Raw genomic sequence first — 25945 nt, 5'->3', positions numbered from 1 at the left:
CAGGTGACCGGCCAGGCCACGGCGATATTGCCGCCGGATCAGTGCGCCCACGTGCCAAAGTAGGCACGATGGCAGCCCACCCCCCGGATCCGCCACGGACGGCGGACGGTACCGCGTCGGTCGACGCCGTTCGGCGCCGCGACCCCGGTGCCGGCCCCGGACCCGGCGCCGCCCGCCGTGGCCGGGCTCCGCTGGTCGTCGCGGCCTCGGTGACCACCCTGTGGGCCGCCGTGGTGTCGTACCTGCCGGTCGCGGTGGTGATGTGGCTGATCCGGCTCGCCGAAGGCGACTCGTCGGTGCCTGGCGCGGCCCGGATCGGTCTGGCCGCCTGGCTGCTCGGGCACGGCGTACCGCTGGACACCCCGACCGGTCCGCTCGGTCTGCCGCCGCTGCTGCTCAGCGCGTTCGCTGCCTGGCGGATCTACCGGGCCGGGGTGCACACCACCCGGGCGGTCGGTGCCCGGCACCGCGGATCCGCCGTACGGGCGATCGTCGTCGCGTTGGCCGTCGCGACCGCGTACGGCGCGCTCGGGGCAGCCGCCGCGCACGTCGCCGGCAGCGCCACCACGGGGATCGAGCCGCTGCGGGCCGGGGCCACGCTGGCGGTGTTCGGCGCGGTCGGCGCGTTGCTCGGAGCCGGTCAAACCACCGGTACGCTGCGCCGACTGGCGGCGCGCTGCCCCGACCTGCTCCGGCACGCGACGCGGGCCGGGCTGGCCGCCGCGCTGCTGGTGCTCGGCGCCGGCGCCGCCGTGGCCGGGCTGTCCGTGGCGATCAGCGGTGGGGACGCCGCCGACACCATCGGGGTGTACCGGGCCGGGGTGGCCGGGCAGGCCGGGATCACGCTGCTCAGCATCGCATACGCGCCGAACGCCACCATCTGGGCGACCGCCTACCTACTGGGGCCGGGCTTCGCGCTGGGATCCGACACGGCGGTACGGACCACCGAGGTCACCCTCGGCAGCCTGCCGGCGGTGCCACTGTTCGCCGGGCTGCCCAACGGCCCGGCCGGCGGGCTCAGCGCGGCGCTGCTCGCCCTGCCGGTGCTGGCCGGGATGACCACCGGTTGGGTGCTGGCCCGCCGCTGGCCGACGGTGACCGCCCGGGGCGGTGCCCGGCTGCCCGGCTGGCCGGTGCTGATCGGTGCCGCTCTGATCAGCGGGCCGGTGGCCGGTCTGCTGTTGGGCGGTGCGGCGGGCGTGTCCGGCGGTCCGCTCGGCGCCGGACGGCTCGCCGACGTCGGCCCGGTCGCCTGGCAGGTGGCGGCGGTGTCGAGCGCGGTCCTCGCGGTCGGGGCGGTGGTCGGCGCGGTGGCGGCGCGGGCGGTGGCGGCTCCTCCGGCGGACCGGTCCGCCCCGCGTCCGGGACGGTCCGGCAACGGAACAGGGCGCCCCGGACGATCCGGGACGCCCTGATCGGGCCGCGTCACGACGGCTGGCTCAGATGCTGTTGAACCCGCTGCCGAAGTCCAGCAGGACGCCGAGGATCGAGTTCGCGATGCCGAGCACCACCCCGATCGCGCCGCAGATCAGCCCGGCCATCGCCTGGCCACGGTTGTCTGCCAGGCCCTGGTCGACCTTGTTCTTGCCGAGGAAACCGAGCACCGCGCCGGCGATCCCGGCCGGGATGCCGAGTAGCGGGCAGCACACGGCGAGCACCAGCGAGGTGATGCCGACGATCATGCCGATCAGGCCCAGGTGGTTGTTCTTCTGCTGGCCCGGCATGCCGTAGCCGCCGGCGGGGTACGGCTGGCCCGGCACCGGCTGCTGCGCGTACGGGTCACCGTAGGGCTGCATCGGCTGCTGCGGGTACGGCTGCCCCGGCGGTTGCTGGCCGTACGGGTCGGAGTAGGGCTGGCCCGAGGACGGCGGCTGCTGGCCGTACGGGTCCGAGTACGGCTGCCCCGAGGACGGCGGCTGCTGACCGTACGGGTCGGACGGTGGCGACGAGGTCGGGTCCTGGGGCTGCTGGGGCTGCTGGCCGTACGGATCTTGGCCTGGGTAGCCGGGCTGCACAGAGAGCTCCTTCATGACGACGACGCTCAGGGCGGTCGGAGATCGTGTTTTTGCCCGAGCGTCGGGCAGCGTATCTGGTCAGCGCAAATCCTGCCGCCCGTCGCGCCCGCCCGTCGCGTTGGGCGGGACCTGGGCGGGACCTGGACGGGGCCTCGTCGGCGGCCGGGTAGGGTGCTCGGGTGACCTCGTCCCCGGCCAGACTCGTGGTGCTCGTCTCCGGCTCCGGCACCAATCTGCAGGCGCTGCTCGACGCCACCGAGGACCCCGCGTACGGCGCGGTCGTCGTCGCGGTCGGCGCGGACCGGGACGGGATCGCCGGGCTGGACCGGGCCAAGGCCGCCGGGGTGCCCACCTTCGTGGCCCGGGTCGCCGACCACGCCAGCCGGGCGGACTGGGACGCCGCGCTGACCGCCGAGGTCGCCGCGTACCAGCCGGACCTGATCGTCTCGGCCGGCTTCCTGAAGCTGGTCGGCGCCCGGTTCCTGGCCGCCTTCGGGGACCGCTACGTCAACACCCACAACTCGCTGCTGCCCGCGTTCCCCGGCATGAACGGACCGCGTGACGCCCTCGCCTACGGGGTCAAGCTGGCTGGTGCCACGCTCTTCTTCGTCGACGCCGGCGTCGACACCGGACCGATCGTCGCGCAGGTCGCGGTCCCAGTCGAGCCGGACGACGACGAGGCCAGCCTGACCGAGCGGATCAAGGAAGCGGAACGGGCGCAGCTCGTCGAGTACGTCGGCCGGCTGGTCCGGCAGGGCTGGACCATCTCGCATCGAAAGGTCACCATCGGATGAACCCGAGCATCGACGGCCGCCGCCCGCTGCACCGGGCGTTGATCAGCGTCTACGACAAGACCGGCCTGGTCGAGCTGGCCACCATGCTGCACGCCGCCGGGGTGGAGATCGTCTCCACCGGGTCGACCGCGACCACCATCGCCGCCGCCGGCGTGCCGGTGGTCCGGGTGGAGGACGTGACCGGCTTCCCGGAATGCCTGGACGGCCGGGTCAAGACGCTGCACCCGCACGTGCACGCCGGGCTGCTGGCCGACCTGCGCTCCGCCGACCACACCACGCAGCTGGCCGAGCTCGGCGTCGCCCCGTTCGACCTGCTGGTGTCCAACCTGTACCCGTTCCAGCAGACCGTGGCCTCCGGCGCCGACCTGGACGGCTGTGTGGAGCAGATCGACATCGGTGGCCCGGCGATGGTGCGGGCGGCGGCGAAGAACCACGCCAGCGTCGCGGTGGTCACCTCGGTGTCGGCGTACCCGCTGATCGAGCAGGCCCTCGCCGACGGTGGCTTCACCCTGCGGCAGCGGCGCGCCCTCGCCGCCCGCGCGTTCGCCGACATCGCCGAGTACGACGTCGCGGTCGCCGACTGGTGCGCCCGGACCCTGGTCGGCGCGGACACCGACCAGCCGGTGGACTGGCCGGAGTTCGCCGGCACCGCGCTGCGCCGGGCCGCCGTGCTGCGCTACGGCGAGAACCCGCACCAGCGGGCGGCCCTCTACCTGGACCCGGCGGCACCGGCTGGGCTGGCCCAGGCCGAGCAGTTGCATGGCAAGGAGATGTCGTACAACAACTACGTCGACGCCGACGCCGCCTGGCGGGCGGCGAACGACTTCACCGCCCCGGCCGTGGCGATCATCAAGCACGCCAACCCGTGCGGCATCGCGGTCGGTGTCGACGTCGCCGAGGCACACCGCAAGGCGCACGCCTGCGACCCGGTTTCCGCGTACGGCGGGGTGATCGCGGTCAACCGGCCGGTCACCGTCGAGCTGGCCAACCAGGTCGCGGAGATCTTCACCGAGGTGGTGGTGGCCCCCGGGTTCGACCCGGCCGCGGTCGAGGTGCTGGCCCGGAAGAAGAACCTGCGGCTGCTGCTCGCCCCGGCGTGGCAGCCGGCGGAGGTCGAGTGGCGGGAGGTCACCGGCGGCCGGCTGGCGCAGACCGCCGACCGGATCGACGCCGCCGGCGACGATCCGGTGAGCTGGCGGCTGGCCACCGGTGAGCCGGCCGACGCGGACCTGCTGGCCGACCTGGGCTTCGCCTGGCGGGCGGTACGCGCGGTGAAGAGCAACGCGATCCTGCTGGCCCGCGACGGTGCCACCGTCGGGGTCGGCATGGGCCAGGTCAACCGGGTCGACGCCGCCGAGTTGGCGGTACGCCGGGCCGGCGCCGGCCGGGCCGCTGGCGCGGTGGCCGCCTCCGACGCGTTCTTCCCGTTCCCGGACGGCCTGCAGGTGCTGATCGACGCCGGGGTACGCGCGGTGGTGCAGCCCGGTGGTTCGATCCGGGACGACGAGGTGGTCGCGGCGGCGAACGCCGCCGGGGTCGCCATGTACCTGACCGGCACCCGGCACTTCTTCCACTGACCGGCGGGCCGTGGTCGTGTCGCCGCAGCAGCGCGTCGAGGAGCGGATCGTCGGTGCCGACTGGGCGCTCGACGAGTTCGACCGGGTGCACTTCGACCGCTGTGAGCTCGTCGACGTCGACCTGACCGAGGCGGTGCTGACCGGCTGCGTCTTCACCAACTGCGTTCTGGCGAACGTGCGGGCCAACGCGGCCCGGCTGACCCACTGCGCGCTGCTGCACTGCGTGATCCGGCGGTCGTCGTTCTTCGACGCGACCTTCGCCGACTGCAAACTGACCGGCACCCAGTTCCTCGACTGCACGCTGCGTCCGCTGCACGTCGATGGCGGGGACTGGGGGTTCGTGCTGCTGCGCGGCCAGGACCTGACCGGGACGAAGCTGTCCGGGCTGCGGCTACGGGAGGCCGACCTGACCGAGGCGGACCTGAGCCGGGTGGATCTTTCCGGGGCGGACCTCGGCTATGCCCGGCTGACCAGCGCGAAGCTGCGTGGCGCGGACCTGCGTGGCGCGGATCTGGCCGGGGTCGAGCTGCGCGGCCTCGACCTCACCGGGGCGCGGATCGACCTGGCCCAGGCGGTGCAGGTCGCGGCGGCGTACGGCGCCGACGTGCGGCCCTGACCGGCAGGTCCTTGCGGCCCTGACCGGCTGGCCCGCGTGAGGTGCCAACCGGGGCGGATCGGGCGACGTGAGACGATCGGTGACGTGACGGCGACAATTCTGGACGGCAAGGCGGCGGCTTCCGCCATCAAGGACAACCTTCGTGCCCGGGTCAAGGCGCTCGCGGAGCAGTCGGTGGTGCCCGGTCTCGGCACCGTGCTGGTCGGTGAGGATCCCGGCTCCCAGGCGTACGTCAACGGCAAGCACCGGGACTGCGCCGAGGTCGGCATCGCCTCGATCCGCCGGGACCTGCCGGCCGACGCGACCCAGGAGCAGGTGGAGGCGGTGGTCGCCGAGCTGAACGCCGATCCGGCCTGCCACGGCTACATCGTGCAGCTGCCGATGCCGGCGCAGATCGACACCCAGCGGGTGCTGGAGCGGGTCGATCCGGACAAGGACGCCGACGGGCTGCACCCGGTGAACCTGGGCCGGCTGGTGCTCGGCTTCGACGCGCCGGTCGCCTGCACCCCGCGCGGCATCGTCGACCTGCTGCGCCGTAACGAGATCCGGATCCGGGGCGCGGAGGTGGTGGTGATCGGCCGGGGCACCACTGTTGGCCGGCCGCTGGGTCTGCTGCTGACCCGGCGCAGCGAGAACGCCACGGTGACCCTGTGCCACACCGGCACCCTGGACCTGGGCGACCACACCCGTCGGGCGGACATCGTGATCGCTGCGGCGGGCGTACCGGGGCTGGTCACCGCAGAGATGATCACGCCGGGGGCGACGGTCGTGGACGTCGGTATCACCCGGGTGCTCGGCGAGAACGGCAAGGGCCAGTACACCGGTGACGTGGCACCGGACGTGGCCGAGGTGGCCGGTGCGCTGGCCCCGGTGCCCGGCGGGATCGGCCCGATGACCCGGGCCATGTTGTTGACCAACGTCGTCGAGTTGGCGGAACGCGGCCTCGCCGACCGATGAGCCGAGCTGTGGGCCGGCCGGTGTGGCGGGCGTGAGGTGGGTCTCCGGGCGCGCCCCTGGCCCGCTCAGCCGTTACCTGGCTGATACGGTCCCGTCAAATTCGCCCGGTAGCAGGGAGTGAGACGACAATGGGCAAGAAGGTCACCGTCGTCGGGGCCGGCTTCTACGGCTCGACGACCGCGCAGCGCCTGGCCGAGTACGACGTCTTCGACACCGTCGTGCTGACCGACATCATCGAGGGCAAGCCCGAGGGACTGGCCCTCGATCTCAACCAGTCGCGGCCGATCGAGGGCTTCGAGACCAAGGTCGTCGGTGCGACCACCGGGGTGGACGGCTCCGGCTACGAGGTGATCTCCGGCTCGGACGTCGTCATCGTCACCGCCGGCCTGCCGCGTAAGCCGGGGATGAGCCGGATGGACCTGCTGGAGGTCAACGCCAAGATCGTCCGCGGGGTGGCGGAGAACATCGCCCGGTACGCCCCGGACGCGGTGGTCATCGTGGTGTCCAACCCGCTCGACGAGATGACCGCGTTGGCCCAGATCGCCACCGGGTTCCCGCGCAACCGGGTGCTCGGCCAGGCCGGCATGCTGGACACCGCCCGGTTCTCCCACTTCGTCGCCGAGACGCTCGCGGTACCGGTGGCGACGGTACGCACGCTGACCCTCGGCTCGCACGGTGACACCATGGTGCCGGTGCCGTCGCGGTGCACCGTCAACGGCAAGCCGCTGACCGAGCTCCTGCCGGCGGACAAGATCGAGGAGCTGGTGGTCCGTACCCGCAACGGTGGGGCCGAGGTCGTCGCCCTGCTCAAGACCGGGTCGGCGTACTACGCGCCGTCGGCGGCGGCGGCCCGGATGGCCAAGGCGGTGGCCGAGGACTCCGGCGCGGTGATGCCGGTGTGCGCCTGGGTCACCGGGGAGTACGGCATCGACGGTGTCTACCTGGGGGTGGAGGCTGAGCTCGGGGCCGATGGTGTCCGTCGGGTGGTGACCACCGACCTGACCGACACGGAGCTGGCCGCGCTGAAGGAGGCCGCCGAGGCGGTCCGGGCCAAGCAGGCTGACGTGGCCGACCTCTGAGCCGTACGGGCGTGACGATCGGGGCGGGCATCCGGCCGGGTGCCCGCCCCGACGTGTGTCGCGCCTCGTTCGTCCCGCCCGCTGCGCACCGGGTTCCGCAATCCAGTACGCTCGTACTGCTAACACGAGTTTCCGAGAGGAGCGCCGGTCGATGGCGAAGATCAAGGTAACCAACCCGGTCGTCGAGCTCGACGGCGACGAGATGACCAGGATCATCTGGAAGCAGATCCGGGAGCAGTTGATCCTGCCCTACCTCGACGTCGACCTGCACTACTACGACCTGTCGATCCAGTACCGCGACGAGACTGACGACCAGGTGACGGTGGACGCCGCGAACGCCATCAAGCAGCACGGCGTCGGCGTCAAGTGCGCGACCATCACTCCGGACGAGGCCCGGGTCGAGGAGTTCGGCCTCAAGAAGATGTGGCGTTCCCCGAACGGCACCATCCGGAACATCCTCGGCGGCGTGGTGTTCCGCGAGCCGATCATCATGTCGAACGTCCCCCGGCTGGTGCCCGGCTGGACCAAGCCGATCATCATCGGCCGGCACGCGCACGGCGACCAGTACAAGGCCTCCGATTTCGTGGTGCCCGGGCCGGGCACGGTGACCATCACCTACACCCCGGCCGACGGCAGCGCCCCGGTCGAAATGGAGGTCGCCAACTTCCCCGGCGGCGGCGTCGCGATGGGGATGTACAACTTCGACGAGTCGATCCGCGACTTCGCCCGCGCCTCGCTGCGCTACGGACTGGACCGCGGCTACCCGGTCTACCTGTCGACCAAGAACACCATCCTCAAGGCGTACGACGGCCGGTTCAAGGACATCTTCGCCGAGGTGTACGAGGCCGAGTTCGCCACCGAGTTCGCCGCCGCCGGGATCACCTACGAGCACCGGTTGATCGACGACATGGTCGCCGCCGCGCTCAAGTGGGAGGGCGGCTTTGTCTGGGCCTGCAAGAACTACGACGGTGACGTGCAGTCGGACACCGTCGCCCAGGGCTTCGGCTCGCTGGGGCTGATGACGTCGGTGCTGATGACCCCGGACGGCCGTACGGTGGAGGCGGAGGCCGCGCACGGCACGGTCACCCGGCACTACCGGCAGTGGCAGAAGGGCGAGAAGACGTCGACCAACCCGATCGCGTCGATCTTCGCCTGGACTCGGGGCCTGGCCCACCGCGGCAAGCTGGACGGCACTCCGGCGGTGACCGAGTTCGCCAACACGCTCGAGCAGGTCTGCATCGAGACCGTCGAGGCGGGGCAGATGACCAAGGACCTGGCGCTGCTGATCGACCGCAACGCTCCGTGGCTGACCACCGACGAGTTCATGGCGGCTCTCGACGGCAACCTGGCCAAGCGGCTGGGCGGCTGAGCGCCTGAGTTCGCGGCCGGTACCGTCACCGGTTCCTCCGGCAGATCGTTGAACAGGGTGGACGTGGTGCCAGTCGCGTCCAAGGGGATCTTCCGGTGGCGGTCGCCCTGAGCAACATGACGCTGATGGTGGATCCTCGGCTGTGAACCAGCAGCCTGCCGTCCCTTCCCTGCGGGGGGCCCTGTCCCGGGCCCCCCGCAACCATGTCGGGGCCCGGCTTTCGCATTTCGAATCGGATCGATCGCGCTCGGCCGTCGGTCCTTTCCGGGGTAGCCGGTAGTTATCCGGGCTTTGACCGATTTGTTCGGTCGGTCGGGAGTGCCCAGTCCGGCCGGTCCAGTCACCCGGCATGGGACGTCTCGGTGATGTGTTTCGGGTCGCATGGTAGGTTCTGCGCGCAGCGCTGTGGAAATTCCGCGAATGGAATTTCCATTGGTACGCCCATGACGGTCGCGCCGAGCGTGGTACGGTCCCTGCCGCCGTGTCAGACTGTCTGCCATGACCCGAACGCCCGTTGCCCTGAAGCGCCGCATCGCCTCGGAGTTGCGTGCGCTCCGTGAGCGCAAAGGGCTCACTCTGGAGGCGGCCGCCCAGCGGGCCGAGGTGACCAAGTCTTCGCTCTCCCGATTCGAGAATGGCCACTCGGCCCCGAAGATCCATACCCTGCGGGCGTTGATGGCGGTCTACGGCGCGTCCGCCTCGCTGCGCGCCGAGCTCGAGGACCTGACCAGGGACGCGGGGCGACGGGGCTGGCGGGCTTCCCTGTTCGGCGAGGGTGTCGAGGTGCCGGAATGGCTTCGGTCCTATGTCGGTCTTGAGGCGACCGCGAGGTTGCTGTCCATTTACAGTCTTTTCGTCCCGTCGCTCTTTCAGACTCCCGAGTACGCCCGGACGACCCTGGTCGCCGAGGGGCATGACCCAGAAACGGTCGAGGCGCGGCTGCGGTTGACGATCGCCCGGCAGCAGTTGTTGACCGGAGGTGCCGCGACGACGGAAATCTCCGCTGTCGTCGACGAGTCTGCGGTGCAACGCCACGTCGGGGACCGTTCGGTGTTGCATAATCAGATTCTCGCCCTGGCGGCGGCCAACGACCTGCCCAATGTGATGCTTCGGATTCTGCCGTTCTCGGCGGGGCCCGTTCTGTCGGCGGGCGGTGGCTTCGTGCTGCTCGATCTGGATCCGGATCCGCCGCTGGCTTTCCTCGAGGCGTACGAGATCGCCCAGTTCGTCGAGGGCGAAGCGTACCTGGAGCGATTCCGCCGGCATTTTGATCTCGTCTCGGCCGCCGCATTGGGGCCCGAGGAGACGAACGACTTTCTCGTCCGTACCGCGAAGTCACTGTGACCACCGGCTGAGGTCGGGTCGGTGCCGATCTGCGACCCACGGCCCGTGGCTCGATCGCTCCGTTGGGCGTGCCTGATCGAACTCTCCGCTTTTTTGTGATCCAAGTCACAGGCGGCCGGCTGGCGCTGTTCGTGACACTGGGAGTTCCTCTTTGTATGTTCCATTATGGGATTGGGTGCAGGTGGGATAGCCGGCCGCTGCGGTGGATGTGATCAATCTTCGCTTCGCGGCCGCCGCGTGGAGGCCCCCGCCTGCTGGCGGCTGCGCGTCGACTGGCGATTTCGATGACGGCAGCGGTGGCGTGAGTCATTGCGGATGTGAGAAGTTGGGGGGCCGACGGTGGCTTTTCGATCGACGAACGGCAATGATCTGGGTGGCGGGAATGGCGACGGGTCGGCGGAGCCGGTCGGCGGACCCGGGTCGGCCGACCCGCCGGACGCGGAGACCGCGGTGTGGGCGCGAAGCCTGCGGACCGGATTGATGACCGCCGACGACCGCACCGGTGGTCGGGACCGTTTCCTGTACGCCGAGTTCGGCGGCTGGGACCGGCTCGGCCGACGGGTACCCGGTACCACGCTACTGTTCACCCGGCAAGCGCTGGTCTCGACGATCATGAGCATGATGCGCGGTGGTGTCGACGTCTTCGGGGTGAGCTGGGCCCACCTGTTGTCCGAGGCGTTCGCCGAGGCGATGACCGAGGACCGGGACAGTTTCCGACGATGACCGACGGTGGTAGTCACACCGACGACCGGTGACCGCCAGCGGCGGCCCATTCTGCGTGGTGTTGACGATGGACCCGGCAGGGCAGCCGGCGGTGCGTGTCGCGGTGCGGGCGTTGGTCAATCAGCTCACCGCCGGATCTCGGCCGCCACTCGGCGGGCAGGCGCGGACCCCGGTCCAGGAACCAACGCAGACCCCGATCCAGGAACTGGTGGAGACCCTGATCCGGGAACTTCTCACGGCCGGCCACTGGACACCGGTCGAACGCACCCGGATCGACGGGCTACGCGCCGACGCCACGCTGGCCGAGCTGATCGGTTGGATGGTGGACGGCGACGGGCCGGTGGACCCGGGCCACCGGCTGGTGCGCTACGTCGCCTCGGCGGTCCAGCCGACCGTGCCCGAAAGCTACCGGGAGCGAATCGAGGCGGGGCTGCGGCTGCTACCTGGAACCATCGTGGATCCGGACGCCGACCAGCGGTCGTGACCCGACCTGGTCCGGGCACTCGGTCCTCCAGCCGAACGGGCACTCGGTCCTCCAGCCGAACGGCTGGAGGACCGACCCGTACGTCAATCTTCCCGTCGATGCCGGGCGACGCCGGCCGGCTGCCTTCCGCGCGGAATGGCGCCACCGTGCTGGCCGACCGACTGCTGTCGGGCGAAGACCGCACTGCCGTTGCGGGAAACCTCTTCCAGCATCCGTACTGCGGTGCCGAACTGTCGATGGGCGCCGTCCGCATGGCCCTGTCGGTATCCAACCCGATATGCGAACCGTAGGTGCAGGCGACCGATCGCGTACGCGCTGGAGGCGACCAGCGCCAGGAGGAAGCCCAGGGCGAACCAGGACAACTCTGTTACCTCCCTGCCGACGTCAATGACCTGTCTTCCTGAGTGAGTACCCAGCGTTCCTGAGTGGGCACCCAGCGATCCTAATTCGGGAATCCCATTATGGGAAGGATTGTCGTCGACCGGATCAGCCGAGCCGGCGACATCGACCGACGCCAGCGCCCTCAGTGACGGAAAACGGTGCCGGTCAGGCGTCGCGCAGCAGCGCCGCCGCCTGTTCGGGCCGGACGTCGTTGATGAACACGCCCATCGCCGATTCCGAACCGGCCAGGTACTTCAGCTTGTCCGCCGCCCGTCGGATGGTGAACACCTGCAGATGCAGGTAACCCAACTCCCGTTCGTGACGCACCGGAGCCTGATGCCACGCCGCGATGTATGGCGTACCCTGCCGGCTGTCGAAGAGCCGGTCGAAGCGGCGCAGCACGTCCAGGTAGAGCGGCCCGAAGGCGTCCCGTTCGGCGTCGTCCAACCCGGCGATGTCCGGCACCCGGCGGTGCGGTGCCAGGTGCACCTCGAACGGCCAGCGCGCCGCGGCCGGCACGTACGCCGTCCACCGGTCGTTCGCCGCCACCACCCGCACCCCGGCCGCCCGCTCGGCGGCCAGCACGTCCGCGTACAGGCTCCGCCCGCCGGTCGCCTCGGCGTGCCGTCGGGCGGCGGCCAGCATCGACCGGGTACGCGGCGGCACGAACGGGTACGCGTAGATCTGCCCGTGCGGGTGGTGCAGGGTGACCCCGATCTCCACGCCCCGGTTCTCGAAACAGAACACCTGCTCCACCGCGTCCAGCGCGGACAACTCGGCGGTCCGGTCGGCCAGCGCGTCGACGACGGTGCGGACCCGGGCCGGGGTCAGCGCGGCGAACGAGGTGCCGTGCTCGGCGGTGAAGCAGACCACCTCGCAGCGCCCGAGACCGGGCCGGGTCGGAGTGAACGGCGTACCACCGGGGTAGCCGGCGGGCGCCTCACCCACCCGGTCGCTCAGCGACGGGAACCGGTTCTCGAAGACCACCACGTCGTAGTCGTACGCCGGGATCTCACTGGACCGACCGGGCCGCGACGGGCACAGCGGGCACTGGTCGGTCGGTGGCAGGAAGGTCCGGGTCTGCCGGTGTGCGGCGATCGCCACCCACTCGTCGGTCAACGGGTCGTGGCGAAGCTCCGAGGCCGGCGGCGGGGGCGGCAGCTCCCGCCGGTCCGGTCCTTCCCGGACAGCGTCGTCCCGCTCGTCGAAGTAGATGAGTTCCCGCCCGTCGGCGAGCCGTACCGCACTGCGTTTCACGGAGTTCCTATCGGTGTGGGTCGGCGATCGACAGCTCGACGCCGTGTCCGGCCAGGACGTCGCGGGCCGTCGCGGGCAGTCCGGGGTCGCTGACCACCACCTGGGCGGCGGCCAGCTCCGCCATCGAGGAGATCCCCACGACGTCCCACTTGGTGTGGTCGGCCAGCACCACCAGGCGGGCCGCCGCCGTGATCAGGGCACGGTTGGTGTCGGACTCCATCAGGTTCGGGGTGGTGTAGCCGGCCCGTTCGCTCATCCCGTGCACACCGAGGAAGAGCAGGTCCACGTGCAGGTCGCGGAGGGCGGTCACGGCCACCGGCCCGACCAGCGCGTCCGACGGGGTACGCACCCCGCCGGTGAGGATCACCGTCCGGTCGCCCCGACCGTCCCGGTAGAACACGTCGGCCACCGGGATCGAGTTGGTCACCACCGTCAGCCCGGGGACCTCGACCAGCCGACGGGCGAGCTCCACCGTGGTGGTGCCGGCCGACAACGCCACCGCCCCGCCGGCGACGACCAGGTCGGCGGCGCGGGTAGCGATCGCTGCCTTTTCGGCCTGCTGCCGGGCGGACTTCGCCGCGAACCCCGGCTCGTCGGTGGCCCCGGGATCGACCAGGGTGGCCCCGCCGTGCACCTTGGCCAGCAGCCCTCGGTCGGCCAGGACGTCCAGGTCCCGGCGGATCGTCATGTCCGAGACGCCGAACTCGACGGCCAGGTCGGTGACCCGTACCCCGCCAGCGGCCCGGACCCGGTCCAGGATCGCCGCCTGGCGCTGCGGCGCGAGCATCAGCACCACGTCCGGCTCCCACCTGCTCGCACTCAATCCAACAGATGCGAACACTATCGCGCAGGTGTGGTCGAATGGAAGTACGCCCCGGCCAGGTAGGTGCCTGCGTAGGGTCGGGTCAGCGGAACGCTTCCGCCACCGCGCTGCGCCAGACCGGCGGCCGGCCGAGCCAGCCGGCGAGCCGCGCGTCGTGCGGGGCGAAGTGGTCGGCCAACTCCCGACGGGTACGGGCACCGGGCGGCTCGACCGGCAGACCGTCGGTCGGCGCGTCCGGCGCCGCCTCGACCAGGGCCGGCGGGGCGGTCGGCGGCGGCAACGGCGGCACCTCGTCCAGCCTCGGCAGGCCGAGGAAGTCCAACACCTCGCCGTACACCTTGGCCGGCGTGGTCCACAGCCGTTCGGCCTCCACCAGGCAGATCCGCTCTCGACCCACCTGGCCGGCCAACCGGTCCAGGTAGGTGGCGTACTCGCCGCGCTGCCGGTACGCGTGATGCTGGTGGGCGAAACTGCGGTACCCGGCCTCCACCCCGAGGCGTTCCTCCTGCCCGCGTAGCCGTGCCGACTCCAGCGCCAGCGCCCGCGCGAACGACGGCTCCGGCTCGTGCCCGGCCAGCCGTTCCACCCGGAAGTGCGACCAGGCCCGGTCCACCGGATCGCGGACCAGCACCAGCAGCCGCACGTCCGGCAGGTCTCGGGCGATCCGCAGCGCCGCGTACGGGTGGTAGAGGTAGTAGGTGCTGGTCTCGAAGGCGCTGGCGGTGCCGCCGTGGCGTCGCTGCAACCGGCGGGCGGTGCGCTGGCGGGGGAAGTGCCCCCGGTACCAGTCGATGCCCCGCTCGTACGAGGTATCGAAGAAGCTCACCCCATCGCGCCGGGCCGCCCGCAGCACCAGCGGATGAGCAGCCAGCATCCGGTGCAACCCGGCCGTCCCGCACCGGTGCCCGCCGCAGATCAGGAACGACGGCAGCACCCGGCTCGGGGCCGTCCACCGCCCGTATGACCAGGACCGGGTGGGCACCATCCGGCGGAGCGGCCCCGGGATCCGACTGCGTAGCGGCATGTCGCCTCTCCTGTTCTGCTTGGGCGGCTGTTCTGCCTGCCTGGGCGGCGCAAAACGCTATCTACCGGATAACGTCGCCGCTACCCGGGCAAGAGCGGCTTCTCGTCCGACTTGCCGTCATCTGCAGAAAAGGCGACAAAGGAGGATGCGGCGGTCAGGCCGGCTTCAGTCGAGGCTCCACCCAACCCGTTTCGGTGAGGTGGTGCAGCACCGTCTGCACGCCCTGCTCGATGCTCATCTCACTGGTGTTCAGCACCAGGTCGGCATCGGTCGGCTCCTCGTACGGATCGTCGATCCCGGTCATCCCGGTCAGCTGGCCGGCCCGCGCCTTGGCGTACAACCCCTTGCGGTCGCGGGCCTCGCAGACCTCCAACGGGGTCGCCACCCAGACCAGCAGGAAACCGGCGCCGGCGTCGTTCGCCATCTGCCGGGCCACCGCCCGGGGCTGGGCGTACGGCGCGATCGGGCAGCAGATCGCCACCCCGTGGTGCCGACCGACCTCGGACGCGACCCAGCCGATCCGGCGGACGTTACGGTCCCGGTCCGTCTTGGAGAACGTCAACCCGGCGGAGAGCTCACGGCGTACCACGTCCCCGTCGAGCAGCGTGACGGTCCGGTCGCCGCTCTCCCGCAGCGCGTCCGCCACTCCCCGGGCAATGGTCGACTTGCCGGAACCGGACAGCCCGGTGAAGAACACCACCAGGCCGCGGTGCCGACGCGGCGGCCGGGCCCGAGCCAGCTCCCGGGCCACCGCCGGCGGGGTGTGCCACTCCGGCAGCGGAAACCCCCGGTCCAGCAGATCGTCGATCTCCTCCTGGCCGAGTGCCAGCCGTCGGTTGCGCGGCGGAATGTCGTCGCGCCAGCGCCACTGACCGTCCCGGTTGTCGTAGGCCAGCTCCCGGGGTACCAGCACCCGAGGGCCGCCGCCGGAGAGCATCTCGCCGGTGGACAGCAGGTGGGTGACGCCGTACGCGGCCGCCACCCGGGCCCGCAGCAGCGCGTCCCGGATCTCGTCACCGTGCCGGGTCAACGGCACCGCGACCAGCGTCGCCGGCGGCATCCGGTCCCGGGCCGCGAAGACACTGCGGACCAGCACCTCCGGCGGCAGCCCGCTGACCCCGCTGTCAGCGACCGGGATCAGGATCAGCAGATGCGCGGCGAGGGTACGGGCGGCGTGCGCGATCTGGGCCAGCTGCGGGCGGTGCAGCGGGCGGTCGGCGATCACGCCGAGCACCCGGCCCGGGGGCAGTAGCGCGCGTACCTCCGCCGGGCTGCGACGCAGCCGCTGGAACGGCCCGCCGGTGCCGTCGCCGAGCCGGCGCACCCGGCCGCCGACCGCCGAGAAGCCGTCCCGGCTCGGCCAGGCGTCGACGACGTCCAGCGCGGCCACCGGAGCACCCTCCGGGTCGGTGAGCACCAGCACCCGCAGCAGCGGGTTCGTCAGGTCGAGCCCGGCGACCAGGCTGGCCGGCACCTCCAGGGTGACCGGCACCGGCCAGGCGGTACCGTCGGCCAGTCGGCCGCGACTACGCAACGAGGCAAGATCGGCGCGGGTGTGGAAGCCGGTCAGCGGGGCGTACGCCTCGGACAGGATCAGCTCAAGGTCGGCCAGCTCGAACGGCCGCGGCGTGTACGCCGGCGCGTCCCGCAGCACGTCGTCAGGCAGCACCCAGCCGTCGGTCATCACACCCCCAATGGATCGAACTCACAGTTTCGCAGCCGTCCGGCCGTCGGTCGAGACTGGCACGGCGAGTTCTGCCACCATCGCGGGATGTCGACCACCATCGCGGGATGTCGACGTCTCGTCCGGGACCGAACCAGAGCAACGCTTGGTTTCGGGTGCCGTGGTGTCACCCCTAATGGCAGGGCGTGGGGTGCTCTTCAGGGAACCTCCAGGGGGAAACCCCATCCCACGACGTGCCGGCAGTCCATACCCTGGCCAGGTGACTCTCATCGCGACCGATGCGCTGACCAAGACGTACGGCGGGCGGGTGACGGCCCTGGCCGACCTGACCGTCGAGGTCCAGCCCGGCATCGTCGGCCTGGTCGGGGCCAACGGTGCCGGCAAGTCGACCCTGATCAAGATCCTGCTCGGCCTGCTCGCGCCGACCAGCGGACAGGCCCGGGTGCTCGGACTGGACCCCACCACCGACGCCGACGCGGTCCGCGCCCGGGTCGGCTACATGCCGGAGAACGACTGCCTACCGCCGGACCTCAGCGCCGCCGAATTCGTCACCCACCTGGGCCGAATCAGCGGCCTGCCGCGGGCGGCGGCCCGGGAACGAGCCTCCGAAGCGCTGCGCCACGTCGGGCTCTACGAGGAGCGGTACCGGCAGATCGGCGGCTACTCCACCGGCATGAAGCAGCGGGTCAAGCTGGCCCAGGCGCTGGTGCACGACCCCGACCTGTTGCTGCTGGACGAGCCGACCAACGGCCTGGACCCGGCCGGCCGCGACGCCATGCTGGCCCTGGTGCACCGGATCGGTGCCGAGTTCGGCATCTCGGTGCTGGTCTGTTCGCACCTGCTCGGCGAGGTGGAGCGGATCTGTGACTCGCTGATCGCCATCGACGGCGGCCGGCTGCTGCGGTCCGCCCAGCTGTCCGACATGACCACCGCCAGTGACGTGCTGGCGATCGAGGTCAGCGAGGGCACCGAGGCGCTGGCCGCCCGGCTGGCCGCGGCCGATCTGCCGGTCAGCCGGGAAGGCCAGCTGCTGCTGGTGCCCGCCGAGACCGGCTCCGACGTGTACGACCGGATCCTCACCGCGGTCGTCGAACTCGACCTGCCGCTGCACCGGCTCGACCAGCGCCGGCACCGGGTCGCCGAACTCTTCGCCACCACGGAGGACTCCCGTGTCAACGTCTGACCAGCTCACCGCCGCCCGCGGCACCGGGTCGCCGCCGGCCGGCCCGGCCACCACCTCGAACGGCGCGCCGGGCGGCGTCATCCACGACATCGGCTACCAGCGCTACACCGGAACCCGGCTCGGTCGACGACACGTCGTCGGCGCGCTCTACGCACACAGTCTGCGTACCGCGTTCGGGCTCGGTCGCAGCGCCAAGGCCAAGATCTTTCCCTGGTTCATCGTCGGGGTGGTGGTGGTCGCCGCCGCCGGCCTGGTGGCGGTCCGCGCCCAGATCGGCCAGGTGCTGCTCACCTACGCGCAGTTCGCCGACACGATGAGCTGGCTGGTGATCTTCTTCGTCGCGGTGGTCGCTCCCGAACTGGTCTCCCGTGACCTGGGCAGCGGTGTGCTGCCGCTGTACTTCTCCCGGCCGCTGCGGCTCGTCGACTACCCGCTGGCCAAGTTCGCCGCCCTGGCCACCGCCGTGTTCATGCTGCTCGGCGCGCCGCAGCTGGTGATGTTCCTCGGCGGCGCGTTCACCACCGATGCCGGCTGGTCCGGGGTCTGGGACGAGGTCACCGACCTCGCGCCGGGCCTGGCGTACGCCGTGCTGTGGGCCGGTGTGTTCAGCGCCATCGGGCTGGCGGCCGCCTCGGTCACCGGCAAGCGGGCGTTCGCCGCCGGTGGGATCGTCGCCGTCTTCCTGATGACCATCCCGATCGGTGGGGTGCTCTCGGTGCTGCCGTCGGTCACCGCCAACCAGCTCTCCGGCCTGGCTACCCCGTCCATCCTGGTGCAGGGGACGGGTATCTGGCTGTTCCGCGACGCGCTGGTCCCTGAGGCGGGAACCGGCCTGGACATCGGCGGCTTCGGGCCGCTGTACGGGCTGGTCACCGTCGTCCTGATCGCCGGCTGCATCGCCGCCCTGATCGCCCGCTACCGGAAGGCGGCCCGTCGATGACCACCTCAACCTCGACCTCCAGCCCGGCTGCCACGCCCCCGGCCGCGCCCGCCGCCGCGCCCGCCGCCACTGGCCCCACCGGCCGTCCCGCCGCGATCGAGCTCGCCGGGGTGTCCCGCTGGTACGGCAACGTCGTCGCGGTCAACGACGTCAGCATGGCCCTCGGTGCCGGGGTCACCGGCCTGCTCGGCCCGAACGGTGCCGGCAAGACCACCCTGCTGCACATGATGGCCGGCTTCCTGCCGCCATCGCGGGGCACCGTCACCGTCGACGGCGAGCCGACCTGGCGCAACCCGGGCGTCTACCGCAAACTCGGTCTGGTCAGCGAGCGGGAGGCGGTGCACGGCTTCCTCACCGCGTACGAGTTCGTGCTGGCCAGCGCCCGACTGCACAAGCTGACCGATCCGGCGGCCGCCGCCCGGCGGGCGATCGAGCTGGTCGAGATGACCCCGGCGCAGGACCGGCGGATCAGCACCTACTCCAAGGGGATGCGCCAGCGCACCCGGGTCGCCGCCGCACTGGTGCACGACCCGACGGTGCTGCTGCTCGACGAGCCGTTCAACGGCATGGACCCGCGCCAGCGGATGCACATGATGACGCTGCTGCACTCGCTCGGCGACGCCGGCCGGACCATCCTGTTCAGCTCGCACATCCTGGAGGAGGTCGAGCAGGTCTCCGGCACCGTCCAGGTGATGGTCGCCGGCCGGCTGGCCGCCTCCGGTGACTTCCGCAGCATCCGGCGGCTGATGACCAACCGGCCGCACGTGTTCGCGGTCCAGTCCAGCGACGACCGGGCCCTGGCGGTGGCGCTGCTGCGCCACGACTCGGTCACCGGCGTCGATCTGCCCAAGGGCGGTGGGATCACCGTACGGGCCGGTGACTACGGCAGCTTCACCCGCGCCCTGCCCCGGATCGCGCTCAGCGAAGGGATCCGGGTGCACCGCCTGCTGCCGTCGGACGAATCCCTGGAGAGCGTCTTCTCCTACCTCGTGGAGGCCTGAGAGCCGTGAACTCGACTGTCATGTGGATCACTGCGCGAGGGCTGTTCGGCCGCCGCCGGTTCCTGCTCCTGCTGCCGCTGCCGGTGCTGGTGATCGCTCTCGCCGTACTGTGCCGGTGGCTCGGCGTCGCGCCGGGCAACTGGGCCCAGCCAGTCCTGATCGCGCTCGGCCTGGCCGTGGTGCTGCCGGTGGTGGCGCTGATCGTCGGTACCGGGGTGCTCGGTTCGGAGATCGACGACGGCACCATCGTGCACGTGCTCAGCAAGCCGCTGCCGCGCTGGCAGATCGTGCTGCCGAAGCTCGTCGTCGCGTTCGGCGTCACCACGCTGACCGTCGCGGTGCCGCTGTACGTCGCCGGGGTGCTCGCCGAATCAGTACGCCTCGGCCTGGCCCTAGCCGCCGCGAGCGCAGCCGGCGCGCTGGCCTACTCGGCGCTGTTCGTGGCGCTGAGCCTGGTCACCCGCCGCCCGGTGCTGCTCGGCCTGGTCTACGTCCTGATCTGGGAGGGCCTGCTCGGCAACATCGTCTCCGGCACCCAGGTGCTCTCCGTCCAGCAGTACGTGGTCACCTTCGCCGACCGGATGGCCGCCACCACACTGTTCGACGGCCAGGTGTCAGTCACCGTATCGGTGATCATGACCGCGGTCATCGCCGTCGCCTTCACCGGGCTGGCCATCGACCGGCTCCGCTCGTTCAGCGTGGCTGGCGAGACCAGCTGAACCGACCGTACCGAGCGGCTCGCATCGGGGGGTGCCCGCGCCGGCCGACCAGTCTCCCCGCTGGTCGGCCGGCCCGGCCTTGTCTGCCGTGAGCCGGGCCAGCCGTTCGCGTCTGTGGTGAGCCGGATTCAGCCCGTGTTGCGCATGCCGGCGGCGATGCCGTTGACCGTGGTCAGCAGGGCCCGCTCCAGCGCGGTGTTGTCGCTCGGCGCCCGCCGGGCACCCGGCGCGGTCGCCACCGTCCGCGTCGCCGCCCCCGAGTCGCGGTACTGCCGCAGCAACGCGACCTGCAGGTGATGCAGCGGCTCCAGGTAGGTGTCCCGGACCGCGAGGGTGCGCTGCAGCACGTTGTTGTTCTGCAGCAGACTCGACGAGCCGGTAATCGCCAGCACCTCGCGTACCGTCCGCTCGTACTCTTCGGTGATCTTGTCGAAGATCGGCTGCAGCGGACCCGGCACCAGCGTCTCCACGTAGCGCCGCGCGATGCCCAGGTCGGTCTTGGTCAGCATCATCTCGACGTTCGACAGGAACGTGCGGAAGAAGTGCCACTGCTCGAACATCTCGCCGAGCACGTCGGACAGGCCGGCCTCGCGGGCGGCGGCCAGCCCGGAGCCGACCCCGAACCAGCCGGGCACGATCTGCCGCGACTGGGTCCAGCCGAACACCCACGGAATCGCCCGCAGCCCACCCAGCCCGGCCCCGGTGTTCGGCCGCTTCGCCGGCCGGGAGCCGATGTTGAGCGCGCCGAGCAGCTCGGTCGGCGTCGCCGCCCAGAAGTACGCCGGCAGGTCCGGGTCCTCGACCAGCGAGCGGTAGCAGGCGTAGGCCGAGTCGGAAACCACGTCCATCGCCGCGTCCCAGTTCTCCAGCAGCTCCAGCGGCTGGCGCGGCTCGGTGTGCAGCAGCGTCGCCTGCAGCACCGCGGCGACGGTCAGCTCAAGATTCTCCCGGGCCAGGGCAGGGATCGTGTACTTGTCGGAGATCACCTCGCCCTGCTCGGTCACCTTGATCGAGCCGTCCAGGGTGCCGTACGGCTGGGCCAGGATCGCCTCGTGCGTGGGCCCGCCGCCCCGGCCGACGGTGCCGCCCCGGCCGTGGAAGAGCCGCAGCCGTACGCCGTGCCGGGCCGCCACGTCCCGCAGCGCCCGCTGCGCCCGGTGGATCTTCCACTGACTGGTGGTGATGCCGGCCTCCTTGTTGGAGTCGGAATAGCCCAGCATCACCTCCTGCACCTCGCCACGCGCGGCCACGATCGCCCGGTACGCCGGCAGCGACAGCAGCTCGTCCAGCAGGTCGCCACCGGAGTCCAGCTCGGCCGGGGTCTCCAGCAGCGGCACGAACCCGACCCGGGCCAGCCCGTTGTGCACGTCGACCAGACCGGCCTCGCGGGCCAGCACTGCGGCGGCCAGCACGTCGTCGCTGCCCAACGTCATCGAGATGATGTACGACTCGACGACCTCCGAGCCGAACCGCTGCTGCGCGTCGCGGATCGTGCCGAACACGTTGAACGTCTTGCGCGCCGACTCGGTCAACGGAGCATCCATGCTGGACAGCGGCCGTCGGCCGGTCAGCTCGTCGGCCAGCAGCTTCGTCCGCTCGGCCCGGCTCAACGAGTTGTAGTCGGGCACCTCGCCGACCCGGGCGTACATCTGGGCCAGCACCGCGTGGTGCGCCTCGGCGTGCTCGCGTACGTCCAGCGTCGCCAGGTGCAGACCGAACGCCGACACCGTACGGATCGCCGACGCCAGCTTGCCGACCGCGGTCAGCTGCCCCGAGTTGCGGGCCAGCGACGCCCGCATCAGCTCCAGGTCGGACAACAGCTCGTCGGAGCCGCGGTAGTCGCGGCCCGGCACGTGCGCGGTGCCCCGGTTGAGCCGCAGCCGGGTGTTCGCCAGCTTCGCCTTCACACACCGGGCCTTCAGCCGGTACGGCTCCTCCGCGTTGGTGCGCCGGAACCGGGGCGCCACCTCGGGCAACGCGTCCAGGTCCTTGGCCAGGCTGGCCGACAGGTCCAGTGAGACGCCGCGCAGCCGCCGGGAGACCGACACCTCATTGATCAGCGCGTCCATCGCCTCGTCGGTGGCCTGGATGCCGTGCTCGTGCTGGATCATCAGCACGTCCCGGGTCACCGCCGGGGTGACGTACGGGTTACCGTCCCGGTCGCCGCCGATCCAGCTGCCGAAGGTCAACGGCCGGGCGGTGGGGGCGGTCTCCACGCCCAGCCGGCGCAGCGTGTCGGCGAGGTCGTCGAGCACCTGGGGGGCGGCATCGGCGTACAGGTCGCGCAGGTAGTAGACGGCGTTACGGGCCTCGTCGGTGGGGTCTGGGCGGTCCAGCCGCAACTCGTCGGTCTGCCAGAGCAGATCCAGCAGCTCCGCCAGGCGCCGACTGCTCGTCGAGGCGTGCTCGCTGGCCCCGTACAGCACCGCCTCGGACATCTCCACGTCGAGTTCGTCGGCGACCGCCCGCAGCTTCGACAGGATCGACCGACGGGCCGCCTCGGTCGGGTGCGCGGTGAACACCGGACGTACCGCGAGTCGGCGGGCGGCGGCGGCGATCTCGTCGGCCGACACCCCGCGGGCGGAGATCAACGTCGCCGCCTTGTCCAGCCAGCCACCCTCGGTGGCCCGGCGGCGGCGTAGGTCCCGGGCCCGGTGCACCTGCTCGGTGATGTTCGCCAGGTGAAAGTAGGTGGAGAAGGCCCGGGCCAATTTCGTACCCGTGGTGACGTCCATCGCGGCGAGCCGGGCCGCGGCGGCCTCGGCGTCACTGCGTACCTGGGTACGGATTTCCTCCACCAGGTCGAGCAGCGGCTGACCCTCCTGCCGGGCGAGGGTCTGGCCGAGCAGCGTGCCGAGCCGGCGGATGTCGGACCGCAGCGCCGCGTCCGGCCCGTCCTGATCCTGACCGCTGCCGGCAGTGTCGGTCTGCGCGCTACCGGCCTGGGCGGCGCCGGCCTGGGTGGCATCGGGTTGCGAGTTGCCGGGTTGCGGGTGCTGGGTGGCGGCGAGTTGCTGGGCGTCGGGCATCGGGTTTGCGGACAGCTCAGTCACTGGGCGCTCCTCACGCGAGTACGAAGGACGGCGCTGTCCGACAACTTGGATGTTATCGGCCGTCCCCCCGGCCACGGGGAAACTGGTGAGTCTTGTCTCAACGTTCGGCGTACCGTCCCGAAATATCCCAATAGCGCCCCTCCCGCTGCTTGCGCCTCCTGCGCTCCCCGGAGCTTCCGCCCCTGTTGTCCGTTGTCTGGGCGAGGTCGGTCCGAGCTCTCCAAGATCATGTGAGCGCTATGGACTCTTCAGGGTCGCCGAGACGTCCATAGCGCTCACATGATCTTGGCGTCGGCTGTGGTCGGCGATCGTCCGGCGATCGCCCGACGGATACTATGGGCGAGTTGTTCTTCTTGTCGGAGCACCTCGTCGGCCGTGCAGCGCACCACCAACCAGCCGGCCGCCTGCAGCGCGTTGTAGCGAGTCACGTCCCGGCGGAAGGTCATGCGTCCCCGGTGGTGGTCACCCTCGTATTCGATGGCAATTCGCCACTGCGGATAAGCAAGGTCGACGCGGGCGATGAAGCGGCCTCGCGATCCGGGGCGCGCCGTCGGCGGCGTCACCCCTGGCGGCGGAAGGCGCACCTCGTACTGTGGGGTCGGGCGAGGCAGGCCGGCGTCGTGCAGTAGGAGCCGGAGCCGTGACTCCATCGGCGACTCGGCCAGCGGCTCGGCGAGCGCGACGAGTTCGCGCAGTTGAGCAACGCCGCGCGCACCCGCTCTGGTGTCGAGGTAGCGGGCGAGGACCTCGCGGCTCAGCAGGTGCCGGTGCAACATGGCGTCGAGTGCGGCGAGCGCGTCGGCGCGGGGCAGCAGCCTGCCCAGATCGAACGCGGTGCGCACCTCGGTGGTCATCGGTATGCCGTTGAACAACGTCGTGACGTCGGTCGGAGCGAGCGTGGCGTAGGTGACCGCGATTTGCCGGTTGGGTTTCGGTCGAGTCGATCGGGGCAGGGTGACGTGCACCGGGCTGCGGCGGGGGAGCAGGTCGACACCACACAGGTGCGCGGCGCTCAGCCCGCTGATCGCCCCGCCGATCGGCAGTTTCACCGCGACCGCCTCGCACCACATCCGGTGGTCGTCGGGGTCGTACGACGCTGCCTCCACGTAGACGTCGGGAAGCAGCCGTTGCCAGGCAGGGCCGCGGAGCATCCGCCAGGTGATCAGGCCAGCAGCCACCGCTCGGCTGCCGGAGAACGGGGCGAACCACAACTCGCGGGGGATTCTGGCGGCGACCGGCATCGGCAGAGCCTGCCGGCCAGGGACGACTTCCCGCTGCCCCGGCGGCCGGTTACGTCACCGATCCGACTGTTCCCGCACGAAGACACCTTCGCCTTGGCGGCCTTCGATCAGACCTTCGGCCTTGAGGATCAGCAGAGCCGTCCTGACCGAGCCGTACGACACGCCGTAGTGCTCGATGAGCCCTTGCGTCGTCGGCAGCTGGTCACCGGGTCGTAGCTCGCCTGAGCGAATCTGGGCTCGGATGGCGGAAGCCACCCGTTCGTACTTCGGCGTGGTCATGTCGGTTGGTCTCCCTGGCTCGCAGCGCCAAGTAGACCACTGAAGATCGACAGCGTCTATCACGTCGACAGTGTCGACAATGTCGCTCTGTCGTAACCTCGGTACTGCTCTCCTTGGCTCGCAACCGGGTGGAGCAGGACTTTGTAGGCGGCCCGGGTGGAGTTGGCGCTCCAGGCTCCCGGGCCTTGACCGGGAGAGGACCCCGGCCCATGAGCAATCTACCGAAGCGTGCCCATCCGCCGTGGTGTCTGCGCGGCGCCGACTGCGCCACCGCGCCCGACAGCGCCGCCTGGCACTCCTCTCGCCTGCTCCGCGTCCCCGCAGCCGACGTGCACCCCTGCGTGGACGTCGCCGTCGGCCGCTGGCAACTCGATCCGGCCGAACCAGCGCAGGTGGCCCGAAAGCAGCCGATCGGCATGACCGGTACGGCGGCGGTGCTGGCTGGCGGCGTACTGCTGGAATTTCGGCTCGGTGACGACGTCGACCAGTGGCCGGTAGACCGGGCGCAGGCGCTCGCCCTGACCTGGCTGATCCCGCGACTGCTGCGCGACGACGTCGCGCCCCGACGCCGCCGCGCAGCCTGACGGGTGCCGGCTGACGGTCGAGGCCGGCGCGTCGCCGGTCGGCGACCGTAGGTTCAGTGAGGTCAGTCGACGATGGCGTACGCGCGGACCGGCGAGGTGTCCAGCCCGGCGAACATCGGCGGTACGGCGCTGAACCGGAACCCGTACGCCGGTAGCTCGCCCAGCCCACGCAGGTGCTCGACGATCGGGATCCCGGCGGCCAGCAGGATGCTGTGCGCCGGCCGGGCACCGTTGGCCGCGGGCGCGGTGTCGTCGATGTTGATCGAGTCGATGCCGACCAGGGCGACTCCTGCCGAGACCAGCAGTTCCGCCCCGTCTGCCGTCAGGTAGGGGTGGTCCGGGGCGGCGTACCGCTCGGTGCCGAAGTGCGTCGACCAGCCGGTGTCCAGCAGCACCGCGCGCCCCGCCACCGCGCCGCCGGCAGCCGCGTCGTCGGCGACGGCAGCCCCGGCCAGGTGCGGGCGCAGCAACGCGGCGTCCACCGCTCGCGCGGCGGACGGTACCCGGACCACCACGCCCGGCAGATCAGCCAACTTCTCCAGGGGCAGTCCGGCCAGGTCCGCCCCGTCGGGCCAGCGGTGCGACGGGGCGTCCAGGTAGGTGCCGGTGTTGCCGATCATCGTGATCTGGTTGATCCGGAACGTGGTGCCGGCCGCGTACCGCTCGGCCGACGCTTCCCGGCTGAGCCACTCGGTGATCGCCGGGGCAGGCAGTCCTGGATAGGTGACCATGCCGTCCCGGATGACATGGCTGAGTTCGACGAACCGTTGCTCGGTCGATGTGCCCATGTCCGGCGAGGTTAGTGGCTGAGGGCCGAT

At 71.2% G+C, this 25945-nt stretch carries 25 protein-coding genes; 16 read left to right on the top strand and 9 right to left on the bottom strand.

Annotation, left to right across the window (positions count from 1 at the left end; translation table 11 throughout):
- The first annotated feature begins 68 nt into the window (after positions 1-68).
- A complete protein-coding gene (locus ACFHWT_RS21995) occupies positions 69-1415 on the top strand; it encodes a DUF6350 family protein (protein ID WP_416596554.1) in 1347 nt (448 codons plus the stop codon).
- 24 nt (positions 1416-1439) lie between these two features.
- Here the strand turns inward: ACFHWT_RS21995 and ACFHWT_RS21990 are convergent, their stop codons facing one another.
- Positions 1440-2030, bottom strand: coding sequence for a DUF4190 domain-containing protein (locus tag ACFHWT_RS21990; RefSeq protein ID WP_416596553.1), 591 nt, complete (start codon positions 2028-2030; stop codon positions 1440-1442).
- Positions 2031-2194: 164 nt separating this feature from the next.
- On the opposite strand from ACFHWT_RS21990, the gene purN reads away from it, so the two are divergent.
- The 10 genes from purN (at position 2195) to ACFHWT_RS21940 (ending at position 11248) form a co-directional block, all read left to right on the top strand.
- Entirely contained in the window at positions 2195-2809 is a 615-nt protein-coding gene (gene purN / locus ACFHWT_RS21985) for a phosphoribosylglycinamide formyltransferase (protein ID WP_416596552.1), read from the top strand.
- Positions 2806-4386: a bifunctional phosphoribosylaminoimidazolecarboxamide formyltransferase/IMP cyclohydrolase gene (gene purH, locus ACFHWT_RS21980; RefSeq protein WP_416596551.1), complete on the top strand. Its 1581-nt coding sequence runs from the start codon at positions 2806-2808 to the stop codon at positions 4384-4386. The genes purN and purH overlap by 4 nt, the downstream gene beginning before the upstream one ends.
- Positions 4387-4402: 16 nt before the next feature.
- Positions 4403-5002 (top strand): pentapeptide repeat-containing protein, encoded by a 600-nt coding sequence (locus ACFHWT_RS21975; protein WP_416596550.1) that lies wholly within the window; start codon positions 4403-4405, stop codon positions 5000-5002.
- An 84-nt stretch (positions 5003-5086) separates the two neighbouring features.
- Positions 5087-5959 (top strand): bifunctional methylenetetrahydrofolate dehydrogenase/methenyltetrahydrofolate cyclohydrolase, encoded by an 873-nt coding sequence (locus ACFHWT_RS21970; RefSeq protein WP_416596549.1) that lies wholly within the window; start codon positions 5087-5089, stop codon positions 5957-5959.
- A gap of 128 nt (positions 5960-6087) precedes the next feature.
- Complete coding sequence (mdh, locus tag ACFHWT_RS21965) at positions 6088-7038, top strand: malate dehydrogenase (protein ID WP_416596548.1); 951 nt, start codon at positions 6088-6090, stop codon at positions 7036-7038.
- A 151-nt stretch (positions 7039-7189) separates the two neighbouring features.
- Entirely contained in the window at positions 7190-8407 is a 1218-nt protein-coding gene (locus tag ACFHWT_RS21960; RefSeq protein WP_416596547.1) for an NADP-dependent isocitrate dehydrogenase, read from the top strand.
- Positions 8408-8905: 498 nt separating this feature from the next.
- Positions 8906-9751 carry a helix-turn-helix domain-containing protein gene (locus ACFHWT_RS21955; RefSeq protein WP_416596546.1) on the top strand — a complete coding sequence of 282 codons (846 nt, stop codon included), beginning with the start codon at positions 8906-8908 and terminating at the stop codon, positions 9749-9751.
- A gap of 480 nt (positions 9752-10231) precedes the next feature.
- Positions 10232-10474, top strand: coding sequence for a hypothetical protein (locus ACFHWT_RS21950; RefSeq protein ID WP_416596545.1), 243 nt, complete (start codon positions 10232-10234; stop codon positions 10472-10474).
- A gap of 28 nt (positions 10475-10502) precedes the next feature.
- The gene (locus tag ACFHWT_RS21945; RefSeq protein WP_416596544.1) at positions 10503-10958 is read left to right on the top strand and encodes a hypothetical protein; all 456 of its coding nucleotides are present in this window, start codon (positions 10503-10505) and stop codon (positions 10956-10958) included.
- A gap of 98 nt (positions 10959-11056) precedes the next feature.
- Positions 11057-11248 carry a hypothetical protein gene (locus ACFHWT_RS21940; protein ID WP_416596543.1) on the top strand — a complete coding sequence of 64 codons (192 nt, stop codon included), beginning with the start codon at positions 11057-11059 and terminating at the stop codon, positions 11246-11248.
- A gap of 256 nt (positions 11249-11504) precedes the next feature.
- Here the strand turns inward: ACFHWT_RS21940 and galT are convergent, their stop codons facing one another.
- From galT to cysC, 4 genes are all read right to left on the bottom strand, one after another.
- A complete protein-coding gene (galT, locus tag ACFHWT_RS21935; protein WP_416596542.1) occupies positions 11505-12596 on the bottom strand; it encodes a galactose-1-phosphate uridylyltransferase in 1092 nt (363 codons plus the stop codon).
- Between the two features lie 7 nt (positions 12597-12603).
- Positions 12604-13383 carry a DeoR/GlpR family DNA-binding transcription regulator gene (locus ACFHWT_RS21930; protein WP_416596572.1) on the bottom strand — a complete coding sequence of 260 codons (780 nt, stop codon included), beginning with the start codon at positions 13381-13383 and terminating at the stop codon, positions 12604-12606.
- 118 nt (positions 13384-13501) lie between these two features.
- Positions 13502-14443, bottom strand: coding sequence for a sulfotransferase domain-containing protein (locus ACFHWT_RS21925; protein ID WP_416596541.1), 942 nt, complete (start codon positions 14441-14443; stop codon positions 13502-13504).
- Between the two features lie 154 nt (positions 14444-14597).
- Positions 14598-16127: an adenylyl-sulfate kinase gene (gene cysC / locus ACFHWT_RS21920; RefSeq protein ID WP_416596540.1), complete on the bottom strand. Its 1530-nt coding sequence runs from the start codon at positions 16125-16127 to the stop codon at positions 14598-14600.
- Between the two features lie 259 nt (positions 16128-16386).
- Between cysC and ACFHWT_RS21915 the strand changes: the two genes are divergently transcribed.
- From ACFHWT_RS21915 to ACFHWT_RS21900, 4 genes are all read left to right on the top strand, one after another.
- Positions 16387-17310 (top strand): ABC transporter ATP-binding protein, encoded by a 924-nt coding sequence (locus ACFHWT_RS21915; RefSeq protein WP_416596539.1) that lies wholly within the window; start codon positions 16387-16389, stop codon positions 17308-17310.
- A 79-nt stretch (positions 17311-17389) separates the two neighbouring features.
- A complete protein-coding gene (locus ACFHWT_RS21910) occupies positions 17390-18250 on the top strand; it encodes an ABC transporter permease (RefSeq protein WP_416596571.1) in 861 nt (286 codons plus the stop codon).
- The gene (locus ACFHWT_RS21905) at positions 18247-19251 is read left to right on the top strand and encodes an ABC transporter ATP-binding protein (RefSeq protein ID WP_416596538.1); all 1005 of its coding nucleotides are present in this window, start codon (positions 18247-18249) and stop codon (positions 19249-19251) included. Before ACFHWT_RS21910 ends, ACFHWT_RS21905 begins: the two co-directional genes overlap by 4 nt.
- A gap of 20 nt (positions 19252-19271) precedes the next feature.
- Entirely contained in the window at positions 19272-19970 is a 699-nt protein-coding gene (locus ACFHWT_RS21900; RefSeq protein ID WP_416596570.1) for an ABC transporter permease subunit, read from the top strand.
- Between the two features lie 128 nt (positions 19971-20098).
- Here the strand turns inward: ACFHWT_RS21900 and ppc are convergent, their stop codons facing one another.
- The 3 genes from ppc to ACFHWT_RS21885 all read right to left on the bottom strand — a co-directional run bounded on the left by ppc (position 20099) and on the right by ACFHWT_RS21885 (position 24543).
- Positions 20099-23023: a phosphoenolpyruvate carboxylase gene (gene ppc, locus ACFHWT_RS21895; RefSeq protein WP_416596537.1), complete on the bottom strand. Its 2925-nt coding sequence runs from the start codon at positions 23021-23023 to the stop codon at positions 20099-20101.
- Between the two features lie 275 nt (positions 23024-23298).
- On the bottom strand, positions 23299-24264 hold the full coding sequence (locus tag ACFHWT_RS21890; RefSeq protein WP_416596536.1) for an endonuclease domain-containing protein: 966 nt from the start codon (positions 24262-24264) through the stop codon (positions 23299-23301).
- Positions 24265-24318: 54 nt separating this feature from the next.
- Complete coding sequence (locus tag ACFHWT_RS21885; RefSeq protein ID WP_278173860.1) at positions 24319-24543, bottom strand: winged helix-turn-helix domain-containing protein; 225 nt, start codon at positions 24541-24543, stop codon at positions 24319-24321.
- A gap of 209 nt (positions 24544-24752) precedes the next feature.
- On the opposite strand from ACFHWT_RS21885, the gene ACFHWT_RS21880 reads away from it, so the two are divergent.
- Positions 24753-25127 carry a hypothetical protein gene (locus tag ACFHWT_RS21880; RefSeq protein WP_416596535.1) on the top strand — a complete coding sequence of 125 codons (375 nt, stop codon included), beginning with the start codon at positions 24753-24755 and terminating at the stop codon, positions 25125-25127.
- A gap of 62 nt (positions 25128-25189) precedes the next feature.
- Here ACFHWT_RS21880 and ACFHWT_RS21875 read toward each other — a convergent pair whose 3' ends face one another.
- The gene (locus tag ACFHWT_RS21875) at positions 25190-25915 is read right to left on the bottom strand and encodes a cyclase family protein (protein WP_416596534.1); all 726 of its coding nucleotides are present in this window, start codon (positions 25913-25915) and stop codon (positions 25190-25192) included.
- Between the last annotated feature and the right edge of the window lie 30 nt (positions 25916-25945).

The sequence above is a fragment of the Micromonospora sp. LOL_021 genome (assembly GCF_048060215.1).
Classification (GTDB): Bacteria; Actinomycetota; Actinomycetes; order Mycobacteriales; family Micromonosporaceae; genus Micromonospora_E.
The sequence above is the reverse complement of the archived record's forward strand: the minus strand, read 5'-3'. Positions and strand labels throughout refer to the sequence as shown.

Coding starts and splice junctions, on each gene's coding strand:
- ACFHWT_RS21995 (WP_416596554.1), top strand. CDS start 69: ATGGCAGCCCACCCCCCGGATCCGCCACGGACGGCGGACGGTACCGCG.
- ACFHWT_RS21990 (WP_416596553.1), bottom strand. CDS start 2,030: ATGAAGGAGCTCTCTGTGCAGCCCGGCTACCCAGGCCAAGATCCGTAC.
- purH (WP_416596551.1), top strand. CDS start 2,806: ATGAACCCGAGCATCGACGGCCGCCGCCCGCTGCACCGGGCGTTGATC.
- mdh (WP_416596548.1), top strand. CDS start 6,088: ATGGGCAAGAAGGTCACCGTCGTCGGGGCCGGCTTCTACGGCTCGACG.
- ACFHWT_RS21960 (WP_416596547.1), top strand. CDS start 7,190: ATGGCGAAGATCAAGGTAACCAACCCGGTCGTCGAGCTCGACGGCGAC.
- ACFHWT_RS21955 (WP_416596546.1), top strand. CDS start 8,906: ATGACCCGAACGCCCGTTGCCCTGAAGCGCCGCATCGCCTCGGAGTTG.
- ACFHWT_RS21950 (WP_416596545.1), top strand. CDS start 10,232: ATGACCGCCGACGACCGCACCGGTGGTCGGGACCGTTTCCTGTACGCC.
- ACFHWT_RS21940 (WP_416596543.1), top strand. CDS start 11,057: ATGCCGGGCGACGCCGGCCGGCTGCCTTCCGCGCGGAATGGCGCCACC.
- ACFHWT_RS21930 (WP_416596572.1), bottom strand. CDS start 13,383: ATGCTCGCGCCGCAGCGCCAGGCGGCGATCCTGGACCGGGTCCGGGCC.
- ACFHWT_RS21925 (WP_416596541.1), bottom strand. CDS start 14,443: ATGCCGCTACGCAGTCGGATCCCGGGGCCGCTCCGCCGGATGGTGCCC.
- cysC (WP_416596540.1), bottom strand. CDS start 16,127: ATGACCGACGGCTGGGTGCTGCCTGACGACGTGCTGCGGGACGCGCCG.
- ACFHWT_RS21905 (WP_416596538.1), top strand. CDS start 18,247: ATGACCACCTCAACCTCGACCTCCAGCCCGGCTGCCACGCCCCCGGCC.
- ACFHWT_RS21900 (WP_416596570.1), top strand. CDS start 19,272: ATGTGGATCACTGCGCGAGGGCTGTTCGGCCGCCGCCGGTTCCTGCTC.
- ACFHWT_RS21890 (WP_416596536.1), bottom strand. CDS start 24,264: ATGCCGGTCGCCGCCAGAATCCCCCGCGAGTTGTGGTTCGCCCCGTTC.
- ACFHWT_RS21885 (WP_278173860.1), bottom strand. CDS start 24,543: ATGACCACGCCGAAGTACGAACGGGTGGCTTCCGCCATCCGAGCCCAG.
- ACFHWT_RS21880 (WP_416596535.1), top strand. CDS start 24,753: ATGAGCAATCTACCGAAGCGTGCCCATCCGCCGTGGTGTCTGCGCGGC.
- ACFHWT_RS21875 (WP_416596534.1), bottom strand. CDS start 25,915: ATGGGCACATCGACCGAGCAACGGTTCGTCGAACTCAGCCATGTCATC.